This window comes from Pseudomonas sp. AC229 (assembly GCF_979254655.1).
This window is the reverse complement of the sequence record NZ_CEEDHK010000086.1, coordinates 1-244: the sequence shown is the minus strand read 5'-3', so window position 1 is coordinate 244 and position 244 is coordinate 1. Positions and strand designations below refer to the sequence as shown.

The following is a 244-nucleotide window of genomic DNA, read 5'->3' as shown; positions in this document are numbered from 1 at the left end:
GCAAGCCGCTCAGCAAGCGCGTGAAGTGGGCGCAGAACTGCTCATCGGCTTCGGTGGCGGCAGCTCCCTGGACGTTGCCAAGCTCGTGGCGCTGCTGGCGCACCCGGCGTGCAGTCAGTCGTTGAAAGAGATCTACGGCGTGGGCAATGCACGCGGTCAGCGCTTGCCGCTGATTCAGGGGCCGACCACCGCCGGCACCGGTTCCGAAGTGACTCAGATCGCCATTATCACCACCGGCGAAACC

At 65.2% G+C, this 244-nt stretch carries 1 protein-coding gene; it reads left to right on the top strand.

What is annotated here, in order from left to right; all coding sequences use genetic code 11:
- Positions 1–244, top strand: a 244-nt coding sequence (locus AC0IW7_RS24960) for an iron-containing alcohol dehydrogenase (protein WP_471821539.1), incomplete at both ends; no start/stop codon positions are given.